Raw genomic sequence first — 23,151 nt, 5'->3', positions numbered from 1 at the left:
TACGGACCCCGTCTTGCCTCAACGCGTCGGGCGGACCGACGGTGAGTGTCCGTCAGGAGAATAGGCCGCCGTCCGGACATGGGGACGCATGATGGCGCAACGGCGCAGTTGGCGCACCGCCAACTCACTCGAACGAGTGAGGGCGTGTGCGAGCGGAACGGGAGCGGCCCCGGGAGCACACACTCCCGGGGCCGCTGGTACTCCTTGCCCGACCTGCACGAACCGCCCACCCCGCCCTCACCGGCGGGCCGGCGGACCACCGCTCCCGGCGGTCGACCACCCGCCCGTCCGTCGCACAGACGTTCGCCGCGCGGGCGTTCGTCAGCGGGCCGTCACTCCGCCTGGGCGCCGGCCTCGACCGGCGCGCCGGGGCGCTCCGTGGACTCCCGCTCGGCCGCCCCACCCAGCCCGGGCGCCGGACGGGCCGACTCGGCGTGCACCTCGACGGTGGTCTCCACCGCGACCACCACCTGCTCGCCCGAGCGCTGCCCGGCCCGGATCGAGTCGATCCTGGCCAGCACCTTGCTGCGCAGGTCGGTCGGGGTGTCGTCGCACCCGCAGGAACGCTTGATCAGCGCCTTGATCGCCTGCTCCAGCCCATACTGCTTCAGGCAGGGCGAGCACTCCTCGAAGTGGACGCGCAACTTCGCGCAGTCGCCCTCGGGCATCTCGTTGTCGAGGAATTCATAGAGGTGGTCGAGGACCTCGCCACACTCGGTTTCGTGCGGATCGCCGCAGCTCATGAGCCCGAGCCCTTCGCTTCCTGCCCTGCCCCGCTGCCGGCCGGGACCAGCCCGCGCTCACGGGCGTAATCCTCCAGCATGCCGCGCAGCTGACGACGGCCGCGGTGCAGCCGGGACATCACCGTACCGATGGGAGTACCCATGATGTCCGCGATCTCCTTGTACGCAAAGCCTTCTACGTCCGCGAGATAGACGGCGATCCGGAATTCCTCCGGGATGGCCTGGAGCGCGTCCTTCACATCACTGTCGGGAAGGTGGTCGAGCGCCTGGGTCTCGGCCGAGCGCAGACCGGTCGACATGTGCGACTCGGCCCGGGCCAGCTGCCAGTCCTCGATCTCCTCCGCCGCGGTGCGCTGGGGCTCCCGCTGCTTCTTGCGGTACGAGTTGATGAACGTGTTGGTGAGGATGCGGTACAGCCAGGCCTTGAGGTTCGTGCCCTCGCGGAACTGGTGGAAGGACGCGTACGCCTTGGCGAACGCCTCCTGGAGCAGGTCCTCCGCGTCGGCCGGGTTGCGCGTCATGCGCAGCGCCGCCGAGTACATCGGATCCAGGTAGCCCAGGGCGTCGCGCTCGAAGCGCTCCCGCCGGGCCTCCTCGCTCTCCGCCGCCGACACCCGGTAGGTGTCCTCACCGATCGCCTCGGCCAGCTCCTCACCGGTGAGCGCCTCGCCCGCGGGCAGGGCGTCGCCCGGGCCACGGCCCGGATCGGCCTCGTGCTCGGTCCCGACGACCGGACCCACCTCCTCGGCATGACGGGCGCGGCCCACGGCGGGCCGCCCAGAAATGGAGGATATCGGGCTGACGGGCTTCTCGCCCGCGTCGAGCCACTCCGACCACGAGGGGGCGAACGCCGTGGTGGCCTCGCGCTCCTCAGGCCGCTCGGGGCACGCGATCGAACCCATCTGCCCTGCCTCTCACACCGGTGACTCGTGCTGACGGACACGACAACCACACCGGCCCCGGCCGCATTCCCGCCCCCGGGCACCATTCGCTCGCACGAGTGATCGAGCGGAAACTCCCCGCTCACGGCCTCACAGCAGCCGCAGCACCCAGTCCCCCACCGACGAACAGATCAGGTCCAGCACCTCGTCCTGCCCCACCGGCGCCCGCTTGGGCACCTCGAAGCCGTGGCTGCCGTACGGCACCGCCACCAGTTCGTGCCCCGCCGGGAGCTCCGGGAACTCCGCCGGCCCGCCGAACGGGTCCGCCGCGCTCTGCACCACCAGCGTCGGCAGAGCGGACTCCAGCAGCTCCCCGGCCCGGCTCTTCTCCGGCTTGCCCGGAGGGTGCAGCGGGAACGCCAGGGCCACCACCCCGACCGCCCCGGTCGCCGCGCCCGTGCGGCAGGCCACCCGCGCCCCGGCGCTGCGACCGCCCACCACCAGCGGCAGGCCCTGCCCGGCCAGCCGCTCCGCCACCGGCCGCCAGCCGAGGTCCAGTGTCCTCGGCGCCGGGCCGAGCCTGCGGCCCGCCACCCGCCAGGGCTGCTCGACCAGCGCCACGGTGATCCCCCGGGCCGGCAGCTTCCCGGCCAGCGCCACCAGGTCCCGGGCCTCGATCCCGCCGCCCGCGCCGTGGCCGAGCGCCAGCACGACCACGGGCCGCTCGGCGCGGTGGTGGGTGATCCGGGCCTCCCCGGCCTCGGTGGGGACCAGTTCGGTGGTGCTCATCGCGGTGACTCCAGGAAGGTTCAGAACAGGGTGCTCTCGTACTCGACCTCGGTCCACGGCTCCTTGAGCTCCGGACCGTTGTTGCGGATGCTGCCGACCGCCGGCGACACCGGAGTGGCCAGCAGCGCACCCGGCGGCGGGGGCACCAGCAGCCGGCGCAGCCCGTCCGGGTCGGTCAGCCGCGGGTCCAGCCACGCGTCCCAGTCCCCCGGGTCCAGGAACAGCGGCATCCGCTCGTGGATCGGCGCCAGCGACTCCTCGGCGTCCGTGGTGACGATCGTGAACGTCACCAGCCAGGCCTCCGGGTGCCCGGGCGGCACCGCCCGGTTGCGCCAGAACTCGTACAGCCCGGCCAGCGCCAGCGGGGTGCCGTCGGCCCGGGAGACGAAGTACGGCTTCTTGCGGGCCTTTCCGCGCTCCCCCGGCACCGTCTGCCACTCGTAGTAGCCGTCCACCGGCAGGATGCACCGGCGCGCGGCGAAGGCCTGCCGGTACGAGGGCTTCTCGTGCACCGTGTCCGACCGGGCGTTGATCATCTTCACCGCCGTCTCGGCGGAGTTCGACCACTGCGGCACCAGCCCCCAGCGCAGCACCCGCAGCTGCCGCACCGGCCGCGGCCGCTCCCCGCCCAGCCGCTCCAGCACCACGAAGGCGCTGTTGGTCGGCGCGACGTTCCAGTTCGGGTCCAGGGTCTCCGCGGGATCCCAGTGCTCGACGTCGAACAGCTCGACGACGTCCTCGGGCTTGCTGCTGGCTGCGAACCGACCGCACATGCGGGCCAGCTTGCCATGCCACCGGTTCTCACGACGTGTTCATCCCCGGACCAGAACCACCCGCCGCCTCCCGCCCGTCCCCGCATGGGAGGCTGCCCCGAACGGCCCAACGCGACGGCCCAGTGCGGCGGACGGAGGCGGAGACACCGATGAACGCGAACGACCTGACCCTCGGCGACCTGTGGAACCAGGTGACCGGCACCCAGGCCGCCCCACCCGGCTGGCTGGTCCTGGCCACCGGCGCCGCCGCCCTGCTCACCGTCCTGGCCCGCCCGCTCTGGCACGTCGCCCGCAACGCCGTGACCATCGCCCACGAGGGCGGCCACGGCCTGATCGCCGTGGTCACCCGCCGCAAGCTGGCCGGCATCCGGCTGCACTCGGACACCTCCGGGCTCACCCTCTCCTACGGCCGCCCCACCGGCCCCGGCATGGTCCTCACCGCCGCCGCCGGCTACACCGCCCCCGCGCTGCTCGGCCTCGGCTGCGCCGCCCTGCTCGCCGCCGACCGGATCACCCTGCTGCTCTGGCTGGCGATCGTGCTGCTGCTCGCCCTGCTGCTGCGCATCCGCAACGCCTTCGGCTTCCTCAGCGTGCTGGTCGCCGGCGGCGCCTTCTTCCTGGTCTCGTGGTTCGGCAGCGCCGAGGTCCAGGCCGGCTTCGCCTACCTCGGCTGCTGGTTCCTGCTCTTCGGCGCCGTCCGCCCCGTCCTGGAGCTCCAGCACCAGCGCCGGATCGGCTGGGCCCGCGACTCCGACGCCGACCAGCTCGCCCGGCTCACCCACGTCCCCGCCCTCGCCTGGGTCGCCGTCTTCCTGCTCGTCGCCCTCGCCTGCCTCGGCCTCGGCGCCGCCTGGCTGCTCCAGCCGCTGCGGTAGCCGGCCGGGAGCGTCCCGCCGCCCGACCGACGAGGGGGCTTCCGCCGCGGCCCCTAGACTTGCCCCATGACCGAGACCCTGTGGCCCGCCCCCGTCGCGACCAGCCCCGTCGACGCCACCGTCACCATCCCCGGCTCCAAGTCGGTCACCAACCGGGCCCTGGTGCTGGCGGCGCTCGCCGACGGGCCGGGCTGGGTGCGGCGCCCGCTGCGCAGCCGCGACTCCCAGCTGATGGCCGACGGCCTGCGCGCCCTCGGGGTCACCATCGAGGAGAAGGTCAACAACGACTCCGGCGGCACCGGCGGCGGCGAGGCCTGGCGGGTCATCCCCGCCCCCGCGCTGCTCGGCCCCGCCTCCGTCGACGTCGGCAACGCCGGCACGGTGATGCGCTTCCTGCCGCCGCTCGCCGTCCTCGCCGACGGCCCCGTGCACTTCGACGGCGACCCGCGCTGCTACGAGCGCCCCCAGCACGGTGTGATCAACGCCCTGCGCGCGCTCGGCGCCCGGATCGAGGACGGCGGCCGGGGCGCCTTCCCGCTCACCGTGCACGGCACCGGCTCGCTGGACGGCGGCCCGGTCGAGCTGGACGCCTCCTCCTCGTCCCAGTTCGTCTCCGCCCTGCTGCTCTCCGGGGCCCGCTACAACCACGGCATCGAGGTCCGCCACGTCGGCGGCCCGGTCCCGTCGCTGCCGCACATCCGGATGACCGTGGAGATGCTGCGGCTGGCCGGCGCCCAGGTCGACGCCCCCGAGGACGGCGGCGAGAAGGATGTCTGGCGGGTCACCCCCGGCGCCCTGCTCGGCCGCGACCTGGTGGTCGAGCCGGACCTCTCCAACGCCGCGCCGTTCTTCGCCGCCGCCCTGGTCACCGGCGGCCGGGTCACCGTGCGGGACTGGCCCAGGCACACCACCCAGCCCGGGGACCAGCTGCGCGAGATCTACACCCGGATGGGCGGCGCCTGCGAGTTCACCGACGAGGGCCTGCAGTTCACCGGCACCGGCCGGATCCACGGCATCGAGGCCGACCTGCACGACGTCGGCGAGCTCACCCCGGTGATCGCCGCCGTCGCCGCGCTGGCCGACTCCGAGTCCCACCTGTACGGCATCGCCCACCTGCGCCTGCACGAGACCGACCGGCTCGCCGCGCTCGCCAAGGAGATCAACGACCTGGGCGGCGACGTCACCGAGACCGAGGACGGCCTGCGGATCCGCCCGCGCCCGCTGCACAGCGGCATCTTCCACACCTACGAGGACCACCGCCTCGCCACCGCCGCCGCCGTGCTCGGCCTCGCCGTGCCCGGCGTCGAGGTCGAGAACGTCGCCACCACCGCCAAGACCCTGCCCGACTTCCCCGGGATGTGGTCCGAGCTGCTCGGCGGCGAAGCGGCGGCGGGCGCCTGAGCGGAGACTGAGCACATGCGCCGCTACGGCAAGGACGCCGACGAGGACGACATCCGCAACCGCCCCGCCCGCCGGGGCTCCCGGCCGCGGACCCGGATCCGGCCCAAGCACGAGGACGCCGCCGAGGCGATGGTGCTGACCATCGACCGCGGCCGGATCACCTGCCTGGTCGACCCGGGAACGAAGCAGGAACGCGAGGTCGTCGCCATGAAGGCCCGCGAGCTGGGCCGCAAGGGCGTCGTCGTCGGCGACGTGGTCAACCTGGTCGGCGACCTCACCGGGGACGCCGACACCCTCGCCCGGATCGTCCGGGTCGAGGAGCGCACCTCGGTGCTGCGGCGCACCGCGGACGACGACGACCCGTACGAGCGGATCGTGGTCGCCAACGCCGAGCAGCTGGCCATCGTCACCGCCCTGGCCGATCCGGAGCCGCGCCCCCGGCTGATCGACCGCTGCCTGGTGGCGGCGTACGACGCGGGCATGGAGCCGCTGCTGGTGCTCACCAAGTCGGACCTCGCCCCGGCCTCGACGCTGCTGGAGACCTACGCGCCGCTGGGCATCGAGTACGTGGTCACCCGCCGCGACGAGCTGGAGACCACCGGCGCCGAGGCCGTCCGGGAGCACCTGCGCGGCCTGTCCACGGTCTTCATCGGCCACTCCGGCGTCGGCAAGACCACCCTGGTCAACGCGCTCGTCCCGGACCGCCGGCGACAGACCGGGCACGTCAACGCCGTGACCGGCCGCGGCCGGCACACCACCGTCTCCGCGCTGGCGCTGCGCTTGCCCCCGCCGCCCGGCGCCAAGCCCGGCTCGAAGAAGGCGCTGAACCCCGGCTGGGTGATCGACACCCCCGGCTTCCGCTCGTTCGGCCTCTCGCACATCGATCCGTCCCGGGTCATCCTCGCCTTCCCCGACCTGGAGGCCGGCACCGTCGACTGCCCGCGCGCGTGCAGCCACGACGAGCCGGACTGCGCGCTGGACGCCTGGGTCGCCGAGGGCCACGCCGAGGCGGCCCGGCTCTACTCGCTGCGCCGTCTGCTGGCCAGCAAGGACGGCGAGGCCGACTGAGTCCGGCCGTCCGCGGCCCGTCGGCGGGGTTGGTGGCCCGTTCGAGGTGTCGGAGCGGGCCCACCTGGCGATCATAGGAAAGTCGGGCCGTATGCGGTCCGCCCGTCGATCGACAGGGAGGGCACGCGATGGCATGGGCCCTGGTGGTCCTGGCCGGCCTGCTGGAGACCGGCTTCGCGATCAACCTCAAGCTCAGCGAGGGCTTCACCAAGCTCTGGCCCACCATCAGCTTCTGCGTGTTCGCCCTCGGCAGCTTCGGCCTGCTCACCCTCTCGCTGAAGACCCTTCCGGTCGGCCCCGCCTACGCGGTGTGGACGGGCATCGGCGCGGCCGGCACCGCGATCTACGGCATGCTCTTCCTCGGCGAGAGCTCCTCGGTGCTCAAGCTGGTCTCGATCTCGCTGGTGATCGCCGGTGTCATCGGCCTCCAACTCAGCGGCACGACCCACTGAGCGGCCCGGCACGCGGAGCGGCCGCCCGGCACGCGGAGCGACGAGCGGAGCCGACACGGCGCGCCGGACGGCCGCGCGCGCCCGCACCCGCTCCGGGCCGCTCCGCGAGCCCGGCTGTGCCGATCCGGGGAGGCTCGCTAGGGTTTCGGGCATGGCCGATTACCACGACGACCTCCGACTCGCCCATGTCCTCGCCGACTCGGCCGACTCGGTCACCCTGGATCGCTTCCGCGCCCTCGACCTGAAGATCGAGACCAAGCCCGACCTCACCCCGGTGAGCGACGCCGACAAGGCCGCCGAGGAGCTCGTGCGCAGCGTGCTCCAGCGCGCCCGTCCGCGCGACGCCGTCCTCGGCGAGGAGTTCGGTCTCCAGGGCTCGGGCCCGCGCCGCTGGGTGATCGACCCGATCGACGGCACCAAGAACTACATCCGCGGCGTCCCGGTCTGGGCCACCCTGATCGCCCTGCTGGAGGACGGCCCGGACGGCGTCGAGCGCCCGGTGGTCGGCATCGTCTCCGCCCCCGCGCTGCAGCGCCGCTGGTGGGCGGCCAAGGGCCTGGGCGCGTTCGGCGGCCGCAGCCTGACCAAGGCCTCCCGGCTGCAGGTCTCCGGTGTCTCCCGGATCGAGGACGCGTCCTTCTCCTACTCCTCGCTCAGCGGCTGGGAGGAGCGCGGCCGCCTCGACCCGTTCCTGGACCTCACCCGCGCCTGCTGGCGCACCCGCGCGTACGGTGACTTCTGGTCCTACATGATGGTCGCCGAGGGCGCCGTCGACATCGCCGCCGAGCCCGAGCTGTCGCTGTGGGACATGGCGGCCAACTGCATCATCGTCGAGGAGGCCGGCGGCCGCTTCACCGGCCTGGACGGCGTCCCCGGCCCCGGCGGCGCCGACGCCGTCGCCTCCAACGGCCTGCTGCACGAGGAGGCCCTGCGCCGGCTCTCCGTCTGACCCGGCCGGCCCGAGCGTGGTCGCGGCCCCCCGACCAGTGGAAGCTGGTCGGTGGGCCGCCGCCGTTCCCGGTCCGGTGACTACCGCTTGCGCAGCTCCCGGACCGCCGCGTCCAGCCGCTGCCCGAAGTCGGCGTCGGCCTTGCGGAAGTTGTCGACCGCCCGCTCCACGATGTCCTCGCGGTCGGCGGAGACCTTGGCGATGAAGCCCGCCAGGTTGCCGATCAGGCGCTGCTTCTCCTCCTCGGAGAACAGCCGGTACAGGTCGCCGGCCTGCACGAAGTCGTCGTCCTCGGCGTGCGAGGGCGCGGCGTGGGTGCCGGTGGGGCCGTCGACGGCGGTCGCGGCCCACAGCGGACGGCCGGTCTGCACCGGGCCGCCGAAGCTGTTCGGCTCGTAGTTCTTCTGCCGGCCGTGGCAGCCGTCGTACAGGTGGCCGTCGCGGCTGTTGGTGCGGGCCTCGGTGGCGTGCGGACGGTTCACCGGCAGGTGGTCGGCGTTGATGCCGACCCGGTAGCGGTGGGCGTCGGCGTACGCGAACAGGCGGCCCTGGAGCATCTTGTCCGGGGACGGGCCGATGCCGGGCACGAAGTGCGCCGGGGAGAACACCGACTGCTCGACCTCGGCGAAGACGTTGTCGGGGTTGCGGTTGAGCTCCAGCTTCCCGATCTCGATCGGCGGGTAGTCGGCGTGCGGCCAGACCTTGGTGAGGTCGAAGGGGTTGAAGCGGTAGTTCGCCGCGTCGGCCGCCGGCATGATCTGGACCTGCACCGTCCAGCTGGGGAACTCGCCGCGCTCGATCGACTCGCGCAGGTCGCGCTGGTGGCTGTCCGGGTCCTCGCCGGCGAGGGTGTTGGCCTCCGCCTGGGCGAGGTTGCGGATGCCCTGGTCGGTCTTGAAGTGGTACTTGACCCAGAAGTGCTCGCCGGCCTCGTTCTGCCACTGGTAGGTGTGCGAGCCGTAGCCGTTCATGTGCCGGTACGAGGCGGGGATGCCGCGGTCGCCGAACAGCCAGGTCACCTGGTGGGTGGCCTCGGGCGACAGGCCCCAGAAGTCCCAGACGTTGTCCGCCTCCTGGGAGCCGGTGTACGGGTCGCGCTTCTGGGTGTGGATGAAGTCGGGGAACTTGATGGCGTCCTTGATGAAGAACACCGGGGTGTTGTTGCCGACGAGGTCGTAGTTGCCCTCCTCGGTGTAGAACTTCAGCGCGAAGCCGCGCGGGTCGCGCACCGCGTCGGCCGCGCCGAGGTTGCCCGCCACCGTGGAGAAGCGCAGGAACGTCTCGGTCTGCTTGCCGACCTCGGAGAGGAACGCCGCCCGGGTCCAGGACGTCACGTCGGCGGTCACGGTGAAGGTGCCGTACGCGCCGGCGCCGCGGGCGTGCACCACGCGCTCCGGGATCCGCTCGCGGTTGAAGTGCGCGAGCTTCTCGAACAGCAGCTGGTCCTGGATGAGCGCCGGGCCCCCGACGCCCGCCGTCTCGGTGTTCTGGTTGTCGGCGACGGGGGCACCCGCCTCCGTGGTCAGGGTCGGGCGCTGCTCGTCCTGGATCGTCATGGGAGTGCCTCCGCGGTGTCCGGTCGTGATGACACGATCCTAACTTGGACTTTGTCCAAGTCAATACTGGAACCAATCTCGGAGCTTGACCTACTCTGGATGGCATGAGCGACCTGCTGGAGAGACTGCGCGCACGGGGCTGGCGGCTGACCTCGCAACGCCGGGTCGTGGCCGAGGTCCTGGACGGCGACCACGTGCACCTCACCGCCGACGAGGTGCACGCCCGCGCGGCGGCCCGGCTGCCGGAGATCAGCCGCGCCACCGTCTACAACACGCTCGGCGAGCTCGTCACCCTCGGCGAGGTCCTGGAGGTCGCCACCGACGGCCGCGCCAAGCGCTACGACCCCAACGCGCACCGCACCCACCAGCACCTGATCTGCTCGGGCTGCGGCGCGATCCGCGACGTCCACCCGCAGGGCGACCCGCTCGCCGCCCTCCCCGCCGCCGAGCGCTTCGGCTTCGCCGTCACCGCCGCCGAGGTCACCTACCGCGGCCTGTGCCCGAACTGCCGCCCCTGATCAAGTAGTTGCACTGATCAGGGCGTTGCACTGATCAGGGCGTTGCACCGATCGGCGGGACAAGCGGATCGCGGGGCCGCTCGAATCGGGGGTTACGCGCTCAACTCGGCGTTCAGCGCGCCCAGCAGCCGCCCGGCCCGTTCGGCCACCTCGGCCGGCCCGGAGCCGATCGCCCGCCGGCACCAGTTCTCCGCCTGCATCGGCTCCCCGCGGCGCAGTGCCAGCAGCGCCAGCCGCAGCGCCGCCCGGCCGTGCCCGGCGTCGGCGGCCCGGGTGTACCAGAGCATCGCCTCGGCCTCGCTGTCCTGCCGGGCCAGCAGCAGCCCCAGGTTGAACGCGGCGCTGCGGCTGCCCGCCTCGGCGGCCCGCCGGTACCAGCTCTCCGCGATCTCCAGCGCCCCGCGCTCGGCCGCCCGCACGCCCATCCGCACCTGCGCCCGGCGGTGCCCGGCGTCGGCGGCCAGCGCGTACCAGTGCTCGGCCTCGGCGTCCGCGTCCCCGCGCCGGTCCAGCAGCGAGGCCAGCCGGAACGCGCCCTCGGCCGAGCCTCCGGCCGCCGCCTGCCGGTAGCGCTGCAGCGCCCCGGCCAGGTTGCCGCGCTGCTCCTGGACGACCGCGAGCTGCAGGGCCGCCTCGCCGTGCCCCTCGGCCGCGGCGCGCGCGTACCACTCCTGGGCCTGCTGCTGCTCGCCGCGCCCGGCGTGCAGCACGCCGAGGTTGAACGCGCCGTCCACGCTGCCGGCCTCGGCCGCCTTGGAGAACCAGGGCTGGGCGCCGGACTCGTCGCCGCGCTGCAGCAGCACCACGGCCAGCGCGTTGCAGGCCTCCCGGTGCCCGGCGTACGCGGCCCGGCGGTACCACTGCTCGGCCTGCTGCTCGCGGCCGGTGCCGGCGCAGAGCAGGCCCAGGTTGAAGGCGCCGTTCTGGTCTCCCGCGTCGAGTGCGGCGCGGTACCAGCGCTCGGCCGCGGCGGCCTCGCCGCGGCTCGCGTGCAGCGCGCCCAGGGCGTTGGCGGCGTTGCCGTCCCCGGCCTCGGCGGCCTCCTGCCACCACTCGGCGGCGGCCGCCACGTCCCCGGAGTCGCGCAGCAGGAAGCCCAGCGCGCAGGCCGCGCGCGGCTCCCCGTTCTGCGCGGCCTGCCGGTACCAGCGGGCCGCCTCCTCCAGCAGCGACCGGTCGGTGCGGGCGCGCTCCTCCAGCAGCACGCCCAGGCGCAGCGCGGCGCGGGCGTGGCTGCGGGCGGCGGCGGTGCGGTACCAGGTCTCGGCGGTCTCCTTGTCCCCGGCGGCCTCGCGCATCCGGGCCAGCCGGTAGGAGGCCTCCCGGTGCCCGGCGTCGGCGGAGACCTTGAACCAGCGCTCGGCGCGCACGTCCCGCCGGTGCTCCATCAGGTCGCCCAGGGCGTACGCGCCCAGCGGGTGGCCGTGGTCGGCGGCGAAGTGCAGCCAGTACTCGGCGGCCTCCTCCTCGCCCTGGTCGCGCAGTTGCAGCCCGAGCGCGTGCGCGGCCGGCGCGCTGCCGGCCACGGCGGCCTGGCGCCACCACTGGCCGGCCTCGGCGCGGTGGCCCTGCTGGTGCAGCAGCACGCCGAGGTTGTTGGCGGCGGCGCGCACCCCGGCGGCCGCGGCGGCACGCAGGTAGGACTCGGCGTCCTCCAGTTCGCCGCGGCGCAGCAGCAGGGTGCCGAGCCGGCAGGCGGCGTCCGGGTCGCCGCCGTCGGCGGCCTGCCGGTGGCGGGCCTCCAGCGCGGCGGACTCGCGGGCGGCGAGGGCGGTCTCGAAGCTGGTCGAGTCGAGGCCGGCCGGGTCGAGCGCGGCGCCGGCGGCCGGCTCCCCGCCGGGCTGTTCGCCGTACGCGCCGACGGCGGCGGCGAACTGACGGGTCGACACGTGGACCAGGCTGTCGGGCCCGTAGCCGGTGGCCGGGGAACGCTCGGACAGTCCGCTGGTGCGCTGGGCGGGCAGGGCTCCGGGGTGGGCGGCGGTGCTCTCGGGGCTCTCCGCCCAGGCGTCGGTGTCCGCCTCGACGGCCGCCGCGGACTTGGCGCCTGACTTGCCGATCAGCCTCATGCCGACTCCCGCTCCCCCAGAGTGTCGCGGCATCGTGCCCCGGCGTGCGACCGGGAGGACTCCCGGGGGAGGCGCCGGACCCGACGGCCGGTCAGCGGCCGTGCACCGTCCCCCATGTGTCCCATCGTCGCATCACCCAGTACCCGCGTACACCTGCCCCGGCCGAATTCCGGCGGGGCTGACCCGAAGCCGACGAAATTGCTTCGGCGCTTTGTCGATTTCCCGACACTCCAACCCCACAAACCCCGCTGCCGTCGTCCTTGGCGACGGTCGATACTACCGGAGCGGTTCCCGCCGCTTCCGGGCGAGAACGGAGCGGGAAACACCAGAGGCCCGGAGGAAGAATCCTCCGGGCCTCTGGCCTTTGTAGCGGGGACAGGATTTGAACCTGCGACCTCTGGGTTATGAGCCCAGCGAGCTACCGAGCTGCTCCACCCCGCGTCGGTGGTTGAACCATAGCACGGTCGCGGGGTGGAACGGAAAACGGTTGCCGCAGCTCAGTGGGCTACGGCTGCGGGCTGGGCGATCCGCCGCCCGTGGCACCCGGGGCGGGAGTGCCGCCCGGGGCGGGCGCCGGGCTGCCGCCGCGGGCCGCCTCGGCGGCCTTCAGCGCGTCGCCGAGCGCCTTCTGGGCGTTGCCGTAGGCCACCCAGTCGCCGTTCTTGAACGCGGTCTGGCTGTCGTTGTACGCCTTCTCCGCGTCCGAGAGCGCCTTCTGGAGCTCCGGCGAGATCGTCCCGCCCGGCGCCGGCGCGGTGGGCGTCGTCGGGTTGGTCGGGGTCGTCCCGGTGCCCGGGTTGGCCGGCACGGTCGGGGTGGTCGCCGGGGGCGTCCCGCCGAACACCTTCTTCAGCGCGGCCTCCAGGGTGTCCTCGAACGCCACGTTGTCGTCCCCGTACACCGCCAGGACCTTCTGCATCGTCGGGTACTTGGCGCCGCGTCCGCGCACGTACACCGGCTCGATGTTGAGCAGTCCGCCGCCGACCGGCAGGGTCAGCAGGTTGCCGTACTCCAGCTCGGCGTCCCCGCCGCTCTTCAGCGCGAAGATCTGGTTGGCCACCTCCTGGCGGGAGTTGAACTTCGACTGCACCAGGCCGGGGCCCGGGGCGCCGCTCTCGCCCGTCATCTTCAGGATGCGGATCTTCCCGTAGTCGTCCCCCGGGTCCGCGTTGACGGCCATGAAGGCCGCCAGGTTGGGCCGCTGGTTGGGCACGAAGGTGCTGGTGAGCGAGAAGCTCGCGGTGTTGGTGTCCGGCATCCGCACCGTCACGTAGTACGGCGGCTGGACCTGCTTGGTGTCGCTGGTCGGGTCCACCGGGACCTGCCAGATGTCACTGCCGTTGAAGAAGGAGTTGGCGTCGGTGACGTGGTACTGGCCGAGCAGGTCGCGCTGCACCTTGAACATGTCCTGCGGGTAGCGCAGGTGCGGCAGCAGGCCCTGCGGGATGTCCGCCTTGGGCTCGACGGTGCCGGGGAAGGCCTTCGTCCAGGTCTTCAGGACCGGGTCCTTGTCGTCCCACTGGTAGAGCTTCACCTCGCCGGTGTAGGCGTCCACCGTGGCCTTGACCGAGTTGCGGATGTAGTTGACCTGGTTGGCGACGGTCAGCAGCTCACCGCGCTGGTTGGTCAGCGAGTCCTTGGTGGCGGCGCCCAGCGTCGTCTTCGAGGAGAACGGGAAGCCGTCCGAGGTGGTGTAGCCGTCCAGCACCCAGAGCACCCGGCCGTCCTGCACCACCGGGTACGGGTCGGCGTCGATCGACAGCCACGGCGCGACCTTCTCCACCCGCTCCTTGGGCGTCCGGTTGTAGAGCACCTTGGCACCGTCGGTGATCGCCCCCGCGTAGAGGATCTGCGGCTCGCTGAAGCGCACCGCGTACGCGGCCCGGGTCAGCGGGTTGTCCAGCGAGACCCCGCTGCCGCCGGAGTAGGTGTACTCGGCGTTCTGGCCGGTCTTGGGATCGGTGTAGTCGATCTCCTTGTTGGCGCCGCCGACGATCGAGTAGGTGGTGGTCTTCTCGCCGTAGTAGATCCGCTGCTGGTAGTCGCCCAGCGTGCCGGTGGCCGGCAGGCCCGACTCGGTGAACACCGGCTGGCCCTTGTCGTCGACCTGGTTGCCCTTGGCGGCCACCGCGCCGTAGCCGTGGGTGTACTTGAAGTGGTCGTTGATCCAGTTGCGCTGCACGCCGTTGAGGTCGAGCTCGCGCAGGCCGATCACGCTGTCCTGCTTGCCCTGCCCGGTGCCGTAGCGGTCCACGTCCAGCGTGTTCGGGAAGGCGTAGTAGTTGCGCTGCTGCTCCAGCGACTGGAACGTCGGCGAGACCACGTTCGGGTCCAGCAGCCGGATGTCCGCGACGGTCTGCGCGTCCGGCTTGAGCGCGTCGGCGTTGGTGGTGCCCTGCGGGGTGTACTGGGTGGTCTGCGCGTCCGCGATCCCGTACGCCTGGCGGGTGGCGTCGATGTTCTTCTGGATGTACGGCGTCTCCTTGGCCTGCTCGTTCGGCTTGACCTGGAACTGCTGCACGATCGCCGGGTACAGCCCGCCGATCAGCACCGCCGACAGCACCATCAGCCCCAGGCCGATCAGGGCCGGGGCCCAGGTGCGGCGGATGGGGGTCAGGAAGAACAGCACCGCGCAGATGATCGCGACGAAGAACAGGATGGTCTTGGCCGGCAGGAACGCGTTGGCGTCCACGTAGCGCAGGCCGGTCCAGCCCGAGACGCCCTTGTACGAGCCGGTCTTCACCGCCAGCGCGTACCGGTCCAGCCAGTACGCGACGGCCTTCAGCAGCACGAACACGCCCAGCAGCACCGCCAGGTGCCCCTGCGCGCCCACACTCGCCCGGCGGCCCGGGCCCTGCAGCCGCAGCCCGCCGTACAGGTAGTGCACCAGCGCCGAGGTCAGCAGCGAGACGATCACCGCGCTGAACGCGAAGCCCAGCACGAACTCGTAGAACGGCAGGTCGAAGGCGTAGAACGAGACGTCCATGCCGAACTGCGAGTCCTTCTCACCGAAGGAGGTCGAGTTCGTCCACATCAGCCAGGTCCGCCACTGCCCGGAGGCGGCGGCGCCGGCCACCAGGCCGATCACCAGCGAGATGCCGATCAGCGCCCAGCGCTTGAACGGCGCCAGGCCGGCCCGGTAGCGGTCCAGGCTCTGCTGCTCCACCGACATCGCCGACAGCGGCGGCCGCAGCCGGTGCGCCAGCCAGATGTTGAAGCCGACGATCGCCGCCATCAGCAGCCCGAACACCGCGAACAGGCCGATCTTCGTCCACAGCTGGGTGGTGAACACCGAGGAGAAGTGGACCGACTTGAACCACAGCCAGTCCGTCCAGAAGCCCGCGAACATGACGAACAGCAGGAAGAGCACCGCGAGCACGCCCAGGGTCAGCAGGGCCACCCGCGCTCGCCGGGAGGGCGGGCCTACCCTGCGCCGGAAACCCGGCTCTGAGCGTTCGGGCATCTGGAAGACCACGGTGGCACCTCGGCTGTGTCGTCTGAATGGGTCGGTCGTCAGAGAAACTTAACCAGGCTTTGGTCGAGTTCCCACCGTTAGCAGACGGTTACGACGCCGGTCCGCCCCCGGCCGTCCCTTCCGTGGTTCCCGCGGCCCTCCGGGCGGCCCCGCGGCGGTCGTCGCGGCGCCCCTGCCGACGGCTCCCGCGGCGCCCCTGCCGACGGCTCCCGCGGCGGACCGCCCGGCGAGCGGGCCCCGCCCGGCGTGTGAGGATTGAGGCATGTCCGACGCGTCTGATCTGAACAACTCCCCCGACGACGTCTCCAAGCTCCCGGCCGCCACCCCGCTGACCCGGGCCGCGCTGGAGATCGACGAGTACGCATCCACCCTCGGCTGGGACCTCCCGGCCCGGCTGTTCGCCCTGGTGGACAGCGCCGCCCTGCGCAAGGCCAACCCGAAGATCGCCAAGCAGCTCGGCCTCGCCGAGGGCGACGAGGCCGGCCTGACCCCGATCGAGCAGGACGAGCTGCCGGCCGGCATGGAGCTCGACAAGTTCCTCGGCACCATCGCCTGGCCCGACTCGGTGGCCGGCTGCGCCCTGGTCGTCGAGCGCATGATGCTGCCCCCGGGCGCCGAGCAGTCCCGCCCGCGGGGCGCCAGCGACGCCCAGCTCGCCGAGTGGGTGGCCAACCACCCCAAGCGCGAGGAGGTGCGGATCACCGCCGCGGTGCTGCGCGGCGGCAAGAAGGAGATCGCCCTGCGGCTGCGTTCCAAGGACGTCGCCCGCGAGGTGCTGACCGGCCCCGACCTGGTGCCGGGCCTGACCGAGGCACTGCTGGCGACCTTCGCCTGACGCCTTCCCCGCCGGCTCTCCCGGCGGCCGCCCGGCGCCCGCCGGGCGGTCGGCCGGGCCTGTCAGCCGGCGGAGCAGGACGGCAGCGCGGAGGTCTGCCCGGAGCGGACCTGCTCCAGCGACTTCAGCGCGCCGTCCAGCGTGTCCGCCTTGATCAGGGTCAGCCCGGACGGCACGTTCTTGGTCGCCTCGGCGCAGTTCGAGGACGGGGTGAAGAAGTACTCGGCTCCGGCGTCCCGGGCGGCGATCAGCTTCATCGAGATGCCGCCGATCGGGCCGACCTTGCCGTCGTCGTCGATGGTCCCGGTGCCGGCCACGAACTTGCCGCCGGTGAGGTCGCCGCCGGGGGTGAGCTTGTCGATGATGCCGAGCGAGAACATCAGGCCGGCGCTCGGGCCGCCCACGTCCTGCAGGCCGATGTCGATCTGGAACGGGTAGGTGTGCCGCATCCCGGTGCCGATGCCCACCACCGCGAGCTCCGCCCGCTCGGCGGAGGCGTTCGGGTCGAGGTCCTTGGCCCGGACGGTCGGGACGGTGACGTCGGTCTTCCCGCCCTGCGTGGCGGCGCCGTTCGCGTCCTTGACCCGAGGCACGACGGTGAAGACCACCGACTCGCCCGGCTTGTGCTTGGTGACGGCCGCGACCACCTGCTCGACCGAGCCGACCGGCGTGCCGTCCACCGCCACGATCTGGTCCCCCGCGTGCAGCCGGCCCTCGGCCGGGGCGCCCGCGGTGACCGACTTCACGATGAACTCGCTGCCCACCGGGATGCCCAGCTGCTTGAGCGCCGCGGTGCGCGCGCTGTCCTCGGAGGAGGCGAACTCCTCGGCGTTCTGCTTCTTGGCCTCCGCGTCCGACTGCCCCTTGGGGTAGACGTTGTCGTGCGGCACCACCAGCACGTCGTCCCGCAGCCAGCCGACCACCGCGTTGACCAGGCTGGGCTCGTACTTGGCCCCGGTGACCTGGACGGTGGTCATGTTGAGGTGACCGCTCGTCGGGTACGAGTCGTGCCCGCTGATGCTGATCACCGGCTTGCCGCCCTGGTTGCCGAGCGTGTTGTACGTCGGCCCCGGGCTCATCTCCGTGTACGGCACCTTCATCAGCACCGAGACGCAGAGCAGCGCTATGAGCAGCAGGGTGGCAGCGAGCATCGTCGCGGAGCGGCGTGGCATGCCACGACAGTACGGGACGCGCCCGAAGCGGCGCCCGGCGGGCTACCTGCCGGAGCCCTCGCCGGGGGCGGCCGCGCCCGCGGTGGTGCGTTCCATGGCGGCCATGAAACGCCGGTGTTCGGCCAGCGAGGCCGGGTCCCCGGTGGCCCGCGGCGCCCGCTGGGCCCACACCGCCCAGAGGGCGGCGACCAGGACCGCGGCCACCGGAATGAGCAACCAGGCGAGCGCACCCATGTCAGTACTCCCAGCTCGTCGTGTCTATGAGCAGATTAACCACTCCGGCGGACAACGCGGCCGGCGCCATCCGGGTCACGGGACGGCCGATCGGCTCACTTCCAGGGAGTATTCGGAGCACCGTCACGGACCCGTTGGAGTGAGACCTCGGCGCGCCTGACCCGACCGACGCACGAGGTGTGCCGATCGGTTCCGTCGCACCGGTCCCGCTCTCAGCAGCCGCCGGCGCCGACCCACTCCTCCCCGCCGTCGGAGAAGACCTGGTGCTTCCAGATCGGCACCTCGTGCTTGAGGTCGTCGATCAGCCGACGGGCGGCCGCGAAGGCCTCGCCGCGGTGGGCGCAGGAGACGGCGACGATCACGGCCTTGTCCGTGATCTCCAGCCGGCCCACCCGGTGGACCGCGGCGAGCGCCCGGACCGGGAAGTCGGCGGCCACCTTCTCGGCGATCCGGCGCATCTCCTGCTCGGCGGTGGGGTGGCAGCTGTACTCCAGCGCGGAGACCGACTTGCCGCCGTCGTGGTCCCGGACCGTCCCGACGAAGACGGTGGTGCCGCCGGCCGCGTCGTCGCCGACCGCCTCGTACACCTCGTCCAGCGAGAGCGGGGTGTCGCGGATGGCGAGCAGGCGGATGGGGTCGTGGTTCTCGGACATGACCCCATGATTCCCCATCCGGGACGGGACGGGGCACGTACTTTCCGCATCACGACGCCGGACTTTCGCATCGTGAGAAGCGCGTGCCGTCCGTCGACCGCCTCCCCACGCCGCCCGGTACCGGCAGGACGGAACCGGCCGATCGGAACCGGCACCGGGGCCGACCGGTCGGGGCCGACCGGTCAGAACCGCCGCCGCTTGCGGGCCCGGCGCACCAGCGCCGCCGTACCCACCAGCGCCACCGTCGCCCCGGCCGCCCCCAGACTGGTCGCCGCCTCCTTGCCGCCCAGCCGGCGACCGGCCACCGCGTGCTTGCCGGACACCTGCTCCAGCAGCTCGGCCAGCACCTGCTCGTTGGTGTGCGCCGGACGCCAGCCCGCCTCGTGCAGCCGGCTCCCGGACACCACCCACGGGTACATCGTGTACGCCAGGTCCCCGGCCGGGGCCGGGGTCAGACCGAGCCGGTGCAGCCGCGCCGCCGTACCGAGCGCCAGCGAGGCCGGCAGCTCCATCCGCCGGATCCCGGACAGCCGCTCCACGTCCTCCTGCTCCAGCCAGCCGTCGCAGCCGACCGTCACCTCGCCCTCGACCAGGCCCAGCGCCGCGTACTCCAGCGCCGCCGCCAGGTCGTCCACGTGGCAGAACTGCCAGCACGGGCGGGAGCCCGCCACCACCAGCAGCCGGGGCGCCTCGAAGTGCCGGGTCAGCACGGTGTCCACGCCGGGACCCACCACCACGGCCGGGCGCAGCACCGTCACCTGGAGGCCCGGGTGGGCGCGCGGCGCCCGGCGGGCCAGCCGCTCGATCTCCAGCAGGTCCCCGACCAGCGAGGCCTCCTCGGTGGCCCGCAGCTCGGAGTCCTCCGCCAGCGGCACCTCGTTGTCGGCCAGCGCGCCGTAGACCATCGCCGAGGTGCACAGCACCACCCGGTGGACGCCGGCGGCCGCGGCCGCGGTCAGCACCGTCTGGGCGCCGCGCACGTTGTAGGCGCTGCGGGCCCGGGCGTCGGACTCCATGCCGAAGTCCATCGCCAGGTGCACCACCACGTCGACCCCGGCCAGCCGCTCGGCCACCGCCGGGTCGCGGACGTCGAGCACCCGCCACTGCACGCCCGGCACCTCCCCCCGCCGGTCGTCCACGGCGAGGACCTTCCGGACGTGCGGGGAGGCCACCAGCCGGGCGGCGACCCGCTCGCCCAGCACCCCCGCGGCGCCGGTGACCGCCACGGTCAGCGGCCGTCCGCCGTAGGCTGGAGACGGCGACGCCGTGGTGTCCGACGCGTCCTCTCCTCCGGTCAGCCCAGAGCGAACGTCCGAGGGCGGGGAACTCACCGGCCATCCTCCACGGTTAGCTTTATGTGCGTACGGACGTGTGTCACGTACGTCCATCCTGCCCGAGGCGAAGGCCCGGCGGTGCACCCGGCGCGGGCCTGCCGCGCGGGAGCCGCCCCCGAGTCCCCCACTCCGCCGCCGCCCCGGGCGCAGACTTTTCCGCCACACCCGCATGACGGCCGACCGGATCGAGGACCCCGTGAGCGACCTTCCCTTCGGATTCGGCGTTCCGCCCGAGGAGCCCGAGGACGGCAAGGCCAAGCCCGACGACGCGCAGAAGAACGAGAAGAAGGACCAGGAGCAGTCCGGCGGCGGTCCGCAGCCGTTCGGCTTCGGCGGCGGCAACCCCTTCGGCGCGATGTTCGGCATGCCCGGCGCCCCGGGCGGCGCCGGAGCCGACAACCCCTTCGCCGCGATGTTCGGCGGCATGAACCCGGGTGACCTCGGCGCCGCCTTCCAGCAGCTCGGCCAGATGCTCTCGTTCGAGGGCGGCCCGGTGAACTGGGACCTCGCCACGAACATCGCCCGCCAGACCGTGGTCGCCGAGCCCGCCGAGGGCAAGAGCAAGGACCGCTCGGTCAGCGCGGCCGAGCGCTCCGCCGTCGCCGAGGCCGTCCGCCTGGCCGACCTGTGGCTCGACGGCTCCACCGAGTTCCCCTCCGGGGCCGGCACCGCCGTCGCCTGGAGCCGCGCCGAGTGGATCGAGGCCACCCTCCCGGTCTGGAAGGACCTGGTGGACCCGGTCGCCGAGCGGGTCGGCAACGCCATGGGCGGCGTGCTGCCCGAGGAGATGCAGGCCATGGCCGGCCCGCTGATGGGCGTGATGCGCTCGATGGGCGGCGCCATGTTCGGCACCCAGATCGGCCAGGCGCTCGGCGCGCTCGCCGGCGAGGTGGTCGGCTCCTCCGACGTCGGCCTGCCGCTCGCCCCGGCCGGCAAGGCCGCGCTGCTGCCGCAGAACGTCGCCGAGTTCGGCGAGGGCCTGAGCGTGCCCGCCGACGAGGTCCGGCTCTACCTCGCCCTGCGCGAAGCCGCCCACCAGCGGCTCTTCGCCCACGTGCCGTGGCTGCGGGCCCACCTGCTGGGCGCCGTCGAGGCCTACGCGCGCGGCATCAAGGTCGACACCTCCCGGATGGAGGAGCTGGTCGGCCAGCTCGACCCGAGCAACCCGGAGGCGCTGCAGGAGGCGCTGGCCGGCGGCCTGCTCCAGCCCGAGGACACCCCGGAGCAGAAGGCCGCGCTCGCCCGCCTGGAGACCGCGCTCGCGCTGGTCGAGGGCTGGGTCGACGCCGTCGTGCACGCCGCCGCCGAGCCGCACCTGCCGCAGGCCGGCGCGCTGCGCGAGACCGTCCGCCGCCGCCGCGCGGCCGGCGGGCCCGCCGAGCAGACCTTCGCCACCCTGGTCGGCCTGGAGCTGCGTCCGCGCCGGCTGCGCGACGCCTCCCGGCTCTGGGCGCTGCTCGCCGACGCCCGCGGCATCGAGGGCCGCGACGCGCTCTGGGAGCACCCGGACATGCTGCCCACCGCCGCCGACCTGGACGACCCGGACGCCTTCGTGCACCGGGGCTCCGCCGACGACCTGGAGGGCGGCATCGACTTCGACGCCTTCGACAAGCTGCTCGGCGAGGCCGCGGCCGGCAAGCCCGACCTCACCAAGAAGGACGAGCGGCCGGGGACCGACGAGGACGGCACCGACGGAAAGGGCGAGCCCACCGCATGACGGCGACCGAGACGCCCGCCACCGGGACGCCCGGCACCGGACTGCACGCGGACGCCGTCCGCGCGCTGACCGGGTGGCGGCCCGCCGACGAGGACCAGGAGCGGCTGCGGCTGGACTACCTGGAGCACCTGGCCGAGCAGCCCGAGGGCCTGTACCGCTCCTGCCTGCCCGCGCACATCACCGCGAGCGCGGCGGTCGTCGACCCGGCCGCCGGGCGGGTGCTGCTCACCCTGCACCCCAAGGTCGGCATGTGGCTCCAGATGGGCGGGCACTGCGAGCCCGGCGACCGCGACCTCGCCTCGGCCGCGCTGCGCGAGGCCGTCGAGGAGTCCGGCATCCCCGACCTGGTGCTGCTGGAGAGCGACGGCGCCCCGGTGCCGGCCAAGCTGGACCGGCACCTGGTCCGCTGCACCGGCAAGGACCGGCCGGAGAACACCCACCTGGACGTCCAGTACATCGCGCTGGCCCCGGCCGGCGCGCAGGCGCTGATCAGCGAGGAGTCGCTGGACCTGCGCTGGTTCGACTACGACCGGCTGCCGGAGCTCACCGACCACTCGGTGCGCGACCTGGTGGCCCGGGCACGGCAGCTGACCGGCTGAGGTGCGACGTCGGAAGGGGGCGCGGAGCCTATTGGCCCGCGCCCCCTTCCGTCGTTCCTCCGGTCGGACCGACCGGTCTCCGGCCGGGTGCACACCCGCGCCGCCGCGGCCTCAGCCGCAGGAGGAGTCCGGGTCCGGCCCGGACGGATCCGGGGCCGCGTGCCGCGCGCCGGGGATGTGCGGCAGCCGGGCGGCGGAGACCACGCCCTCCAGGTAGCCGCGGGCCCGCTCGGTCCGCGGGTAGGACTCCAGCAGGGCCCAGAACGCCGGGCCGTGGTCCGGCACCAGCAGGTGCGCCAGCTCGTGCAGCAGCACGTAGTCCAGCACGTACTCCGGCATGCCCTGGAGCCGGTGGGAGAGACGGATCGTCCCCTCGCTGGGGGTGCAGGAGCCCCAGCGGGAATTCTGGTTGGTGACCCAGCGGACCTGGCTGGGCCGGGCGCGACCGTCCAGGTGGGCGCCCGACAGCTCGCGGGCCCGGGTCATCAGGGCCTCGTCACCGGGGGTCCGCCGGGACTCCTGGGCGGCGAGCTTCTCCAGCATCTGCGCGACCCAGCGCTGCTCCTCGGCGTGCGACATCCGGGCCGGGATCAGCACCACGGTGCGGTCGCCCTCGCGGTAGGCGGAGACCGTACGGCTGCGGCGGGCGCTGCGGCGCACCTCGACCCGGCCGCGGTCGTGCGCCTCGGGGGCCGCCGCGCCGGAGGGCGGCGGCTGCGGTGGAGCCGGCCTCGGCTGCTGCCGCTGGTCGGGGCGCCCGCGTGTGTTCGGCGCCGCGACCTGCGACCCGGACGCTGCGCGGGCACGCCGACTCGACGCCGGAGGATGGGAGTCCCGCTCGGCTGCCATGGCACACGACGTTACCCGGTACCACGGACAGAAGTCCGCTGCCGTGGCCGGAATCTTTCATGGAGTGATCGGGAACGAAAAGTCGACGGCGGGTGTCCGGAAACCGACTCCGGAGGGGATGGCCGGTTATCCACAGGGCGCGCGAACGGATGGTGCGATCATGCGCACGGCCCTGTGGACAACCTTCCGCACGACGTCGGCGCGATGGG

Annotated in this window: 21 protein-coding genes and 1 tRNA gene; 9 read left to right on the top strand and 13 right to left on the bottom strand. The window is 73.2% G+C overall.

The window, feature by feature from the left end:
* Positions 1 to 332: 332 nt before the first annotated feature.
* The 4 genes from rsrA to ACWGKU_RS10985 form a co-directional block, all read right to left on the bottom strand.
* A complete protein-coding gene (rsrA, locus tag ACWGKU_RS11000; RefSeq protein WP_401046889.1) occupies positions 333 to 743 on the bottom strand; it encodes a mycothiol system anti-sigma-R factor in 411 nt (136 codons plus the stop codon).
* Positions 740 to 1,390, bottom strand: a complete 651-nt coding sequence (locus ACWGKU_RS10995; protein WP_401046905.1) for a sigma-70 family RNA polymerase sigma factor — start codon at positions 1,388 to 1,390, stop codon at positions 740 to 742. Before ACWGKU_RS10995 ends, rsrA begins: the two co-directional genes overlap by 4 nt.
* Positions 1,391 to 1,774: 384 nt before the next feature.
* Positions 1,775 to 2,413, bottom strand: coding sequence for an alpha/beta hydrolase family protein (locus ACWGKU_RS10990; protein ID WP_401046892.1), 639 nt, complete (start codon positions 2,411 to 2,413; stop codon positions 1,775 to 1,777).
* 20 nt (positions 2,414 to 2,433) lie between these two features.
* Positions 2,434 to 3,186: an SOS response-associated peptidase gene (locus ACWGKU_RS10985; RefSeq protein WP_401046894.1), complete on the bottom strand. Its 753-nt coding sequence runs from the start codon at positions 3,184 to 3,186 to the stop codon at positions 2,434 to 2,436.
* 149 nt (positions 3,187 to 3,335) lie between these two features.
* On the opposite strand from ACWGKU_RS10985, the gene ACWGKU_RS10980 reads away from it, so the two are divergent.
* The 5 genes from ACWGKU_RS10980 to hisN all read left to right on the top strand — a co-directional run bounded on the left by ACWGKU_RS10980 (position 3,336) and on the right by hisN (position 7,931).
* Complete coding sequence (locus tag ACWGKU_RS10980; protein WP_401046897.1) at positions 3,336 to 4,061, top strand: M50 family metallopeptidase; 726 nt, start codon at positions 3,336 to 3,338, stop codon at positions 4,059 to 4,061.
* A gap of 66 nt (positions 4,062 to 4,127) precedes the next feature.
* Positions 4,128 to 5,462, top strand: coding sequence for a 3-phosphoshikimate 1-carboxyvinyltransferase (gene aroA, locus ACWGKU_RS10975; protein WP_452177971.1), 1,335 nt, complete (start codon positions 4,128 to 4,130; stop codon positions 5,460 to 5,462).
* 15 nt (positions 5,463 to 5,477) lie between these two features.
* Positions 5,478 to 6,530 carry a ribosome small subunit-dependent GTPase A gene (gene rsgA, locus ACWGKU_RS10970; protein WP_359908428.1) on the top strand — a complete coding sequence of 351 codons (1,053 nt, stop codon included), beginning with the start codon at positions 5,478 to 5,480 and terminating at the stop codon, positions 6,528 to 6,530.
* A gap of 128 nt (positions 6,531 to 6,658) precedes the next feature.
* Positions 6,659 to 6,982: a DMT family transporter gene (locus ACWGKU_RS10965; RefSeq protein WP_359908425.1), complete on the top strand. Its 324-nt coding sequence runs from the start codon at positions 6,659 to 6,661 to the stop codon at positions 6,980 to 6,982.
* Between the two features lie 151 nt (positions 6,983 to 7,133).
* Positions 7,134 to 7,931 (top strand): histidinol-phosphatase, encoded by a 798-nt coding sequence (gene hisN, locus ACWGKU_RS10960; protein ID WP_380540004.1) that lies wholly within the window; start codon positions 7,134 to 7,136, stop codon positions 7,929 to 7,931.
* 80 nt (positions 7,932 to 8,011) lie between these two features.
* Here the strand turns inward: hisN and ACWGKU_RS10955 are convergent, their stop codons facing one another.
* Positions 8,012 to 9,487 carry a catalase gene (locus tag ACWGKU_RS10955; RefSeq protein ID WP_452177972.1) on the bottom strand — a complete coding sequence of 492 codons (1,476 nt, stop codon included), beginning with the start codon at positions 9,485 to 9,487 and terminating at the stop codon, positions 8,012 to 8,014.
* A 104-nt stretch (positions 9,488 to 9,591) separates the two neighbouring features.
* Between ACWGKU_RS10955 and ACWGKU_RS10950 the strand changes: the two genes are divergently transcribed.
* Positions 9,592 to 10,005: a Fur family transcriptional regulator gene (locus ACWGKU_RS10950; protein ID WP_452177973.1), complete on the top strand. Its 414-nt coding sequence runs from the start codon at positions 9,592 to 9,594 to the stop codon at positions 10,003 to 10,005.
* A 92-nt stretch (positions 10,006 to 10,097) separates the two neighbouring features.
* Here ACWGKU_RS10950 and ACWGKU_RS10945 read toward each other — a convergent pair whose 3' ends face one another.
* From ACWGKU_RS10945 to ACWGKU_RS10935, 3 genes are all read right to left on the bottom strand, one after another.
* Positions 10,098 to 12,074 carry a sel1 repeat family protein gene (locus tag ACWGKU_RS10945; protein WP_401044173.1) on the bottom strand — a complete coding sequence of 659 codons (1,977 nt, stop codon included), beginning with the start codon at positions 12,072 to 12,074 and terminating at the stop codon, positions 10,098 to 10,100.
* Positions 12,075 to 12,441: 367 nt separating this feature from the next.
* Positions 12,442 to 12,515, bottom strand: a tRNA-Met gene (locus tag ACWGKU_RS10940).
* Positions 12,516 to 12,579: 64 nt separating this feature from the next.
* Positions 12,580 to 15,537: a UPF0182 family membrane protein gene (locus tag ACWGKU_RS10935; protein WP_452177974.1), complete on the bottom strand. Its 2,958-nt coding sequence runs from the start codon at positions 15,535 to 15,537 to the stop codon at positions 12,580 to 12,582.
* Between the two features lie 274 nt (positions 15,538 to 15,811).
* Between ACWGKU_RS10935 and ACWGKU_RS10930 the strand changes: the two genes are divergently transcribed.
* Entirely contained in the window at positions 15,812 to 16,384 is a 573-nt protein-coding gene (locus tag ACWGKU_RS10930; RefSeq protein WP_359908408.1) for a PPA1309 family protein, read from the top strand.
* A gap of 62 nt (positions 16,385 to 16,446) precedes the next feature.
* On the opposite strand, the gene ACWGKU_RS10925 is transcribed toward ACWGKU_RS10930, so the two are convergent.
* The 4 genes from ACWGKU_RS10925 to ACWGKU_RS10910 form a co-directional block, all read right to left on the bottom strand.
* Positions 16,447 to 17,556 (bottom strand): YlbL family protein, encoded by a 1,110-nt coding sequence (locus ACWGKU_RS10925; RefSeq protein ID WP_359908403.1) that lies wholly within the window; start codon positions 17,554 to 17,556, stop codon positions 16,447 to 16,449.
* 42 nt (positions 17,557 to 17,598) lie between these two features.
* Positions 17,599 to 17,790 carry a hypothetical protein gene (locus ACWGKU_RS10920; RefSeq protein WP_401044177.1) on the bottom strand — a complete coding sequence of 64 codons (192 nt, stop codon included), beginning with the start codon at positions 17,788 to 17,790 and terminating at the stop codon, positions 17,599 to 17,601.
* A gap of 212 nt (positions 17,791 to 18,002) precedes the next feature.
* Entirely contained in the window at positions 18,003 to 18,443 is a 441-nt protein-coding gene (locus ACWGKU_RS10915; RefSeq protein WP_359908397.1) for a molybdenum cofactor biosynthesis protein MoaE, read from the bottom strand.
* A gap of 182 nt (positions 18,444 to 18,625) precedes the next feature.
* Positions 18,626 to 19,774 carry an NAD-dependent epimerase/dehydratase family protein gene (locus ACWGKU_RS10910; protein WP_359908394.1) on the bottom strand — a complete coding sequence of 383 codons (1,149 nt, stop codon included), beginning with the start codon at positions 19,772 to 19,774 and terminating at the stop codon, positions 18,626 to 18,628.
* Between the two features lie 199 nt (positions 19,775 to 19,973).
* Here ACWGKU_RS10910 and ACWGKU_RS10905 point away from each other — a divergent pair, with 199 nt between their 5' ends.
* Complete coding sequence (locus ACWGKU_RS10905; protein WP_401044180.1) at positions 19,974 to 21,494, top strand: zinc-dependent metalloprotease; 1,521 nt, start codon at positions 19,974 to 19,976, stop codon at positions 21,492 to 21,494.
* Positions 21,491 to 22,093: an NUDIX hydrolase gene (locus tag ACWGKU_RS10900; RefSeq protein WP_359908388.1), complete on the top strand. Its 603-nt coding sequence runs from the start codon at positions 21,491 to 21,493 to the stop codon at positions 22,091 to 22,093. The genes ACWGKU_RS10905 and ACWGKU_RS10900 overlap by 4 nt, the downstream gene beginning before the upstream one ends.
* 111 nt (positions 22,094 to 22,204) lie before the next feature.
* On the opposite strand, the gene ACWGKU_RS10895 is transcribed toward ACWGKU_RS10900, so the two are convergent.
* Positions 22,205 to 22,942 carry a M48 metallopeptidase family protein gene (locus ACWGKU_RS10895; RefSeq protein WP_452177975.1) on the bottom strand — a complete coding sequence of 246 codons (738 nt, stop codon included), beginning with the start codon at positions 22,940 to 22,942 and terminating at the stop codon, positions 22,205 to 22,207.
* Positions 22,943 to 23,151: the final 209 nt, after the last annotated feature.

The organism is Kitasatospora sp. NPDC054768 (genome assembly GCF_053612025.1).
Note: the sequence above shows the minus strand (reverse complement) of the source record. Positions and strands in the feature narration are given on the sequence as shown.

Bases quoted from the DNA above. Each gene is read 5' to 3' on its own strand.
- rsrA (WP_401046889.1), bottom strand. From the start codon at position 743: ATGAGCTGCGGCGATCCGCACGAAACCGAGTGTGGCGAGGTCCTCGAC.
- ACWGKU_RS10990 (WP_401046892.1), bottom strand. From the start codon at position 2,413: ATGAGCACCACCGAACTGGTCCCCACCGAGGCCGGGGAGGCCCGGATC.
- ACWGKU_RS10985 (WP_401046894.1), bottom strand. From the start codon at position 3,186: ATGTGCGGTCGGTTCGCAGCCAGCAGCAAGCCCGAGGACGTCGTCGAG.
- ACWGKU_RS10980 (WP_401046897.1), top strand. From the start codon at position 3,336: ATGAACGCGAACGACCTGACCCTCGGCGACCTGTGGAACCAGGTGACC.
- aroA (WP_452177971.1), top strand. From the start codon at position 4,128: ATGACCGAGACCCTGTGGCCCGCCCCCGTCGCGACCAGCCCCGTCGAC.
- rsgA (WP_359908428.1), top strand. From the start codon at position 5,478: ATGCGCCGCTACGGCAAGGACGCCGACGAGGACGACATCCGCAACCGC.
- ACWGKU_RS10965 (WP_359908425.1), top strand. From the start codon at position 6,659: ATGGCATGGGCCCTGGTGGTCCTGGCCGGCCTGCTGGAGACCGGCTTC.
- hisN (WP_380540004.1), top strand. From the start codon at position 7,134: ATGGCCGATTACCACGACGACCTCCGACTCGCCCATGTCCTCGCCGAC.
- ACWGKU_RS10955 (WP_452177972.1), bottom strand. From the start codon at position 9,487: ATGACGATCCAGGACGAGCAGCGCCCGACCCTGACCACGGAGGCGGGT.
- ACWGKU_RS10950 (WP_452177973.1), top strand. From the start codon at position 9,592: ATGAGCGACCTGCTGGAGAGACTGCGCGCACGGGGCTGGCGGCTGACC.
- ACWGKU_RS10945 (WP_401044173.1), bottom strand. From the start codon at position 12,074: ATGAGGCTGATCGGCAAGTCAGGCGCCAAGTCCGCGGCGGCCGTCGAG.
- ACWGKU_RS10935 (WP_452177974.1), bottom strand. From the start codon at position 15,537: ATGCCCGAACGCTCAGAGCCGGGTTTCCGGCGCAGGGTAGGCCCGCCC.
- ACWGKU_RS10930 (WP_359908408.1), top strand. From the start codon at position 15,812: ATGTCCGACGCGTCTGATCTGAACAACTCCCCCGACGACGTCTCCAAG.
- ACWGKU_RS10925 (WP_359908403.1), bottom strand. From the start codon at position 17,556: ATGCCACGCCGCTCCGCGACGATGCTCGCTGCCACCCTGCTGCTCATA.
- ACWGKU_RS10920 (WP_401044177.1), bottom strand. From the start codon at position 17,790: ATGGGTGCGCTCGCCTGGTTGCTCATTCCGGTGGCCGCGGTCCTGGTC.
- ACWGKU_RS10915 (WP_359908397.1), bottom strand. From the start codon at position 18,443: ATGTCCGAGAACCACGACCCCATCCGCCTGCTCGCCATCCGCGACACC.
- ACWGKU_RS10900 (WP_359908388.1), top strand. From the start codon at position 21,491: ATGACGGCGACCGAGACGCCCGCCACCGGGACGCCCGGCACCGGACTG.
- ACWGKU_RS10895 (WP_452177975.1), bottom strand. From the start codon at position 22,942: ATGGCAGCCGAGCGGGACTCCCATCCTCCGGCGTCGAGTCGGCGTGCC.